Below are 284 nucleotides of genomic sequence, written 5' to 3' on the forward strand. Positions count from 1 at the left end.
TGGAAGCTGAACAGCGGCTGGTTCTCCTTCCAGAAGCGTTGGAACAAAATCATCAAGCGCGCCGAGATGCCGAACCTGCACATCCACGACCTGCGGCATACTTTCGCAAGCTGGCTGATCCAGGCGGGAACGCCTGAGAAAACCGCGCAGGACCTCATGGGCCACAAGACCTCGTCCATGACTCAGCGCTACTCTCACCTTAACATGAAGGCCCTTCGCCGGGCCGTCGAACAGATGGAGGCCGACACACTTTAGAACACAGTGCTTGCTGATTTTTCTTTGAC

Annotated in this window: 1 protein-coding gene; it reads left to right on the top strand. The window is 56.0% G+C overall.

What is annotated here, in order from left to right:
• Positions 1–255, top strand: a 255-nt coding sequence (locus EN852_RS40060) for a site-specific integrase (protein WP_135879994.1), incomplete at its 5' end; no start/stop codon positions are given.
• Positions 256–284 lie beyond the last annotated feature (29 nt).

It is taken from the genome of Mesorhizobium sp. M2E.F.Ca.ET.209.01.1.1, from assembly GCF_004010375.2.
Classification (GTDB): Bacteria; Pseudomonadota; Alphaproteobacteria; order Rhizobiales; family Rhizobiaceae; genus Mesorhizobium.